General features: G+C 71.7%; 6 protein-coding genes. 3 read left to right on the top strand and 3 right to left on the bottom strand.

Annotated features, from left to right (window positions below):
• The first annotated feature begins 368 nt into the window (after nt 1–368).
• Nucleotides 369–1,265, top strand: a complete 897-nt coding sequence (locus tag K2F54_RS10245) for a PhzF family phenazine biosynthesis protein (RefSeq protein ID WP_220605759.1) — start codon at nt 369–371, stop codon at nt 1,263–1,265.
• A gap of 44 nt (nt 1,266–1,309) precedes the next feature.
• On the opposite strand, the gene K2F54_RS10240 is transcribed toward K2F54_RS10245, so the two are convergent.
• Nucleotides 1,310–2,215, bottom strand: a complete 906-nt coding sequence (locus K2F54_RS10240) for a sulfurtransferase (protein WP_220605758.1) — start codon at nt 2,213–2,215, stop codon at nt 1,310–1,312.
• A gap of 73 nt (nt 2,216–2,288) precedes the next feature.
• On the opposite strand from K2F54_RS10240, the gene K2F54_RS10235 reads away from it, so the two are divergent.
• Nucleotides 2,289–3,497, top strand: coding sequence for an MFS transporter (locus K2F54_RS10235; RefSeq protein WP_220605757.1), 1,209 nt, complete (start codon nt 2,289–2,291; stop codon nt 3,495–3,497).
• 12 nt (nt 3,498–3,509) lie between these two features.
• Here the strand turns inward: K2F54_RS10235 and K2F54_RS10230 are convergent, their stop codons facing one another.
• Entirely contained in the window at nt 3,510–4,445 is a 936-nt protein-coding gene (locus K2F54_RS10230; protein ID WP_255576959.1) for an SDR family oxidoreductase, read from the bottom strand.
• Between the two features lie 21 nt (nt 4,446–4,466).
• Here K2F54_RS10230 and K2F54_RS10225 point away from each other — a divergent pair, with 21 nt between their 5' ends.
• The gene (locus tag K2F54_RS10225; protein ID WP_220605756.1) at nt 4,467–5,285 is read left to right on the top strand and encodes an aldo/keto reductase; all 819 of its coding nucleotides are present in this window, start codon (nt 4,467–4,469) and stop codon (nt 5,283–5,285) included.
• A 75-nt stretch (nt 5,286–5,360) separates the two neighbouring features.
• On the opposite strand, the gene K2F54_RS10220 is transcribed toward K2F54_RS10225, so the two are convergent.
• Complete coding sequence (locus K2F54_RS10220; protein WP_220605755.1) at nt 5,361–6,347, bottom strand: aldo/keto reductase; 987 nt, start codon at nt 6,345–6,347, stop codon at nt 5,361–5,363.
• Nucleotides 6,348–6,360: the final 13 nt, after the last annotated feature.

Genomic DNA, 6,360 nt, shown 5'->3' with positions numbered 1-6,360 from the left:
CGAATCACACGAAACCTCGTCCGGCCGCCGCAGGTCGGGCCCCGCAGACCACTTTCGCCCGACCAGCATCCCAGTGCACCACAAATCCAAAACCCCAAAGGACAACAGGCTCTATAGCGGGCGCGGCGGCCCAGAGGGGGTGCAGCGACCCTGCCCGCCGCCCCAGGAGGGTGCCCGGCGAGGGCTCGGGCCGCCCGGCTCCTCTGCGCGGATCCCGGACTCGCTGAGCCCCGTCTGGCTACATGAGCCCACTAGAGCGGGATCATCCAGCCAGACGGGGCGCGGCGACGGCATGCGCCGCCCCGGAAGCGAACCCGCCAAGGCGCGCGCAGCCCGGCGACGCACACCGGTGCTGGCAGCATGGACCCATGACCGTGCCCGTGCTGCGTTTCGCCGCCTTCACCGATCCCACCGTCGACCGCGCCCAGGATGGCGGTAACCCCGCCGGCGTGGTGCTCGACGCGAGCGACCTCGACGATGCCGCCATGCAGGCCATCGCCGCCACGGTCGGCTACGCCGAGACCGCGTTCGTCACGGCGACGCTGGTTGACGGCGACCCGCGCCGCAGCCGGCTGCGCTACTTCTCCCCCGTCGCCGAGGTGCCGTTCTGCGGGCACGCCACCGTCGCGACCGCGGTGGCGCTGGCTGGCCGTGAGGGCGCCGGCACCCTCACCTTCGACACGAACGTCGGCGCGATCACGATCGACACCAGCCAGACGGATGCCGGCCTGACCGCCTCGTTCACCAGCGTCGATCCCGAGGTGCGGGTCATCGCGCCAGAGGTGCTCACCGCCCTGCTCGACCTGCTCGGCGTCGCCGCGGGGTCGCTGCACCCCGTCTACCCGCCTCGGCTGGCCTTCGCCGGCAACTGGCATCCGGTGCTGGTTTTCGCCCAGCCCGCCGACTTCGACGGGTTCACCTTCGACCCGGCGGCCCTGCGCACGCTGATGGATGCCCAGGGCTGGGCGGGCACCGTCACCACACTGGTGGTGCGGGGCGCGCACGAGTTCGAGGCGCGCAATCTGTTCCCGGTCGGCACCATCACCGAGGACCCGGCCACCGGCTCGGCCGCGGCCGCGGTGGGCGGGTACCTGCGCGAGCTCGGGCTGGTGTCGCCGCCGGCACGGGTGGTCATCCGCCAGGGCCGGCACGTGGGCCGGCCGAGCCTGCTGCTCGTGGACGTGCCCCGCAGCGGCGGCATCGTGGTGAGCGGCACCGCGGTGCCGATCGCCTCGTCGCCCGGCGCCGCGCACTCGCGGCACTAGTTCGGTCCGGCGGCACGCGTTCCACCACGTGCCGGCGGGCGCAACTAGTGCCGCGACGACAGGGTCGAGGCCGCGCGGGGCTCCTCACCGGTCGCGACCGGGCACCAGGGCAGGTTCGACCACTGCGACCAGGAGCCGGGGTACAGCGCCGGGGTGAAACCGGCCAGGGTGAGCGCCACCGCCTCGTGCGCGGCCGTCACCCCTGACCCGCAGTACACGCCCACATCGAAGCCGGGATCACCGGCACCATCGGCGCCACCGGCAGCGACCCGGCCGCGCACCCCGAGCGCCTCAAACCGGGCGCGCAGCTCGGCGGCAGGCAGGAACCGGCCGGAGGCGTCGAGGTTGCCGCCCGTCGGCGCGCTCACCGCGCCAGGGATGTGGCCGGCCCGCGGGTCGATCGGTTCGATATCGCCGCGGTAGCGTTCGGCGGCGCGGGCGTCGAGCAGCACGCCGTCCACGGCCAGGGCGGCCGCGGCATCCGCGTCGAGCACCGGCAGGTCGCCCAGGCTCAGGGTCACCGAGCCGGCGGCGACGGGCTCCTCCCCCGCCACGATCGGCAGGTCGGCGGCCCGCCAGGCGGCCAGGCCACCGTCGAGCAGGCGCACGTCACGCACCCCGGCGTGCCGCAGCAACCACCAGGCGCGGGCGGCCGACATGTTGCCCAGGTCGTCGTAGACCACCACGGTCTCGCCGTCGTTCAGCCCCCAGCCGCGGGCGGCGGCCTGCAGCTGCGCCGACGAGGGCAACGGATGCCGCCCCTCTGCGGCGTCCCCGTGCCCGGCCAGCTCGGTGTCGAGGTCCACGTACACGGCGCCGGGCAGGTGCCCGCGGCGAAACTCCCCCCGGCCGGGAGGGCCGCCGAGCTTCCACCGCACATCGAGGATTCGCGGCGTCGGACCCGTGACGAGGAGCGCGGCCAGATCGGCCGCCGAAATGAGGGTGCGCATCCGTTCACGTTAGCGGCCGCACGGGCCGCAGCGCTGTGCGGCGGGGCCCGCCGCGGCCGTAGACTGGACGGTTGTGAGCAGCTACTGGACCCTTCTGAAAACCCCGGGCGTTGCCCGACTCATTGGAGCCCAGCTCACCGCTCGATTCCCGTTCGGGATGCTCTCGCTGGCGTTCCTGATCCACATCGAGAAGCTCTTCGATTCCTACGCGGCCGCCGGCCTCGTGCTCGCCGCCATGAGCATCGGCCAGGCCATCGCCGGCCCGCTCACTTCCCGGCTGATGGGCCGGCTGGGCATGCGCCCGGTGCTCATCGTCACCATGATCGTCTGCACCGCCGCGATCGTGATCATGGCCCTCGTGCCACTGCCCATCGTGGGCCTGATGATCGTCGGATTCATCGCCGGCCTGTCGATGCCGCCCGTGCAGCCGGCCGTGCGCACCATCTACCCCAAGGTCGTCAACTCCCGCCAGCTCACCCCGCTGTTCTCCCTGGATGCGTCAGCGCAGGAGATCATCTGGGTGCTCGGCCCCGTCATCGCCACCTTCGTCGCCATCCAGGTCAGCACCACGGCGGGCATCCTGCTCGCCGCGTTCTTCCTCGTCGCCGGCGGCATCTGGTTCGTGGCGCTGCCCGAGGTCGGCCGGGTGCGCATCCCCCGCAGCCGCCGCAAAATCGGGGTGGTGCTCAAGAAGCCTGAGGTACTGCTGAGCACGGTCGTCGGTTTCATGCTCGTCGCCGCCTGCGCCGCGGTCGAGGCGGGTGTGGTGGCCGTGTTCGGGCACGGCAGCGCCAACGCGGGCTGGGTGCTCGGCATCTTCGCCATCGGCTCGCTCATCGGCGGTCTCGCCCTCGGACACCTGCCGATCGGCCCGTGGGCGCTGGCCAGCCGGATGCTCATCGTCACGCTCGGCCTGTCCGTCGCGGGCATCTTCCTCAACTTCTGGTGGCTCTCCGCCGCACTGCTCGTGGCCGGCATCGGCATCGCGCCGTCGTTCGCGGTACTGTTCGGCATAGTCTCGGCCAGCGTCAAGTTCAGCGACACCGCAGAGGCCTACGGCTGGATCGGCACCGGACAGCTGATCGGCGCCGCTCTCGGCTCCGCGCTGGCCGGTTTCGCCATCGACCACTCCGGCGCCGCGTCGGCGATCTACGTGGCCGCCGGCTTCGCCGCGCTCGGCACGATCATCCCCGCGCTCGGCCGGCGCTGGCACCCCGACCTGCGTGGCCGCGACGTGAGCCCGATCCCCGACACCGAGCCCATCAGCATCCAGGTCTCCTAGTCCGCCGCGTTCTCAGTTCGAGAGCGCGAACCCGCCGTCGCTGGTGAGAACCTGGCCCACCAGCCAGCGGGCATCCGTGGTGCACAGCCAGCCGATCAGCCTGGCCGGGTCGGTGGGGTCGCCGTACCGTCCGAACGGGATGGTGCGCAGGAACTCGAGCATCCCGGACAACGGTCGGTCGGCGACCTCCGGGTCGAGGTAACCGGTGTTGACCGGGCCGGGGTCAACGGTGTTCAGCAGGATGCCGTGGGTGAGCAGTTCGCTGGCCACGGTGGGGGTCAGACCGGCCAGAACCGCCTTGCTGGCCGCGTAGGCGACCTCGCCGGGCATCCGCCCGCGCATCCGGCCGGAGGTGAGCCAGATCACCCGGCCGGTGGCGAACTCGTCGATGGCCGCGGGCAGCTCCCCCGCTTCGACGGGCACCGGCGGGTCGTCCGCCGCCGGAGCCGCGTCGGCCCGGCGGGCCGCATCACCGAACTGTTCCGCGAAAGCGCGGGTGAGCAGCAGGGTGGACCTGGCGTTGACCTGCCAGTGCGCGTCGAGCATGTCGGCGGTCAGGTCGAAGATCGACCCGTCGCCGCCGCTGCGGGCGTGGTTGGCCACGAGAATCCCGACCCGACCGGTGAGCTCGGTCGCGGCCTGCATGACGCGGGCGGCCGCATCCGGTTGGGAGAGGTCGGCGCTCAGGTCACCGAACTTGGCGTCGTCGACCAGCACGGAGCGGATGCCCGCGCGCACGGCGTCGAGGTCGTCCCCGCCCCAGGGCTGCTGCTCGTCGTGCGGGGCGAAGTGCTGAATGAAGACGTGGGCGCCCTGCTCGGCCAGCCGGCACGCCACCGCGTAGCCGATGCCCCTGCGCCGGGACACCCCGGTCACCAGAGCGGTGCTGCCGGCGAGCGCATGCTCCGTGGGACTCTCCAGTTCACGAGGAGGTTTCGACGTCGACAATAGCCCGACGAGAATGGGGGCATGGCATTCACGCTGAAACTCAATGACGGGCACACCATTCCGCAGCTCGGGCTGGGGGTGTACAAGATTCCGGATGCGCAGGCCGCCGGCACCGTCCAGGTCGCGTTGGAGGCCGGCTACCGGCACCTCGACACCGCGGCCCTCTACGCCAACGAGCGCGGCGTCGGCGAGGGCCTGGCCAGGGCCGCTCTCCCCCGCGCCGAGGTCTTCGTCACCACCAAGGTCTGGAACACCGACCACGGTTACGACCAGACCCTGCGCGCCTTCGATACGAGCCTGGCCAAGCTCGGCCTGGACTACGTCGACCTGTACCTCATCCATTGGCCGGCGCCGGCGCAGGACCGTTACCTGGACACCTACCGCGCCCTGGAAACCCTCCGCGCGGACGGCCGCGCCCGGTCCATCGGCGTGTCCAACTTCCACACCCACCACCTCGACCGGTTGCTGGCCGAGACCGACGTCGTCCCGGCGGTCAACCAGGTGGAGCTGCACCCGTGGTTGGTGCAGGCCGAGGTGCGCGCGTACAACGCGGCCCACGGCATCCTCACCGAGGCCTGGTCGCCGTTGGCTCGGGGCCGCGCGATCGGCGACCCCGTGCTCGACGCCATCGGCGCCCGGTACGGCAAGTCCGCCGCGCAGGTGGTGCTGCGCTGGCACCTGCAGCTGGGCAACATCGTGATCCCCAAGTCGGTCACCCCGGCGCGCATCCGGGAGAATCTGGACGTGTTCGACTTCACGCTGGCCGACGCCGACCTGGCGGCGATCACGGCCCTCGACGCCGAGGAGCGCACCGGCAAGGACCCCGACGACCTCGACTAGTCCCCAGACGCGAGAACGCCCCAACCCGGCGTGCGGGTTGGGGCGTGACTCAGCGTGCGCGGGGCCGGTCGAGGGCTACCAGCGCGGGTGGATGTCCGCCCGCAGGAGGTCATCGTAAATGCGCTGCACGCCGACCATGAAGTCCTCCGGCAGCGGCGGCACGGCGCCGGCGGCGGCGTTGCCCTCCGCCTGCTTCACCGAGCGGGCACCGGGGATCACCGAGGAGACCCCGTCGATCTGCGCCACCCAGGCCAGGGCGGCCTGCGCGGGCGTGAGGCCCTCCGGCACCAACGCGGCGAACTCGGTCGCGGCGGTCAGACCGGTTTCGTAGTCGACGCCGGAGAAGGTCTCGCCCACGTCGAAGGCGCTGCCGTCGCGGTTGTAGTTGCGGTGGTCGTTGTCGGCGAACACGGTGTCGCGGGTGTACTTGCCGGTGAGCAGCCCGCTGGCCAGCGGCACCCTGGCGATGATGCCCACGCCGGCGGCACGCGCGGCCGGCACCACCTCGTCGAGCGGCTTGAGCCGGAAGGCGTTCAGAATGATCTGCACGGTGGCGATGCCGGGCCGCGCGATGGCGGCCAGGGCCTGGTCGCAGGTCTCCACGCTCACGCCGTAGTTGGCGATGACACCGTCGTCGACGAGGGTGTCGAGGGCGTCGTAGACCTCGCCGGACTCGACCACCGCGCTCGGGGGGCAGTGCAACTGCACCAGGTCGAGGGTTTCGGTTCCCAGGTTCCGGCGTGACCGCTCGGTCCACGCCCGGAAGTTCTCCAGCACGTAGTTCTCCGGCAGCTGGTCCATCCGGCGGCCCATCTTGGTGGCCACGGTGATGTCCACGCCTGGGGCGCCGTGCTCCAGGAAGTGCCCGATGATCTGTTCGCTGCGACCGTCGCCGTAGACGTCCGCGGTGTCGAAGAAGGTGACGCCGGCATCAACGGATGCGGCGAGCACGGCGGTGGCGTCGGCCTCGGTGACGTCGCCCCAGTCGGCGCCCAGCTGCCAGGTGCCCAGTCCGATGACGGAGACGGTGCGGCCGGTTCTGCCCAGTGTTCTAGTGTCCATCTGATCAGCCTAT

Source organism: Cryobacterium inferilacus (assembly GCF_019599185.1).
Lineage (GTDB): Bacteria > Actinomycetota > Actinomycetes > Actinomycetales > Microbacteriaceae > Cryobacterium > Cryobacterium inferilacus.
The sequence above is the reverse complement of the archived record's forward strand: the minus strand, read 5'-3'. Positions and strand labels throughout refer to the sequence as shown.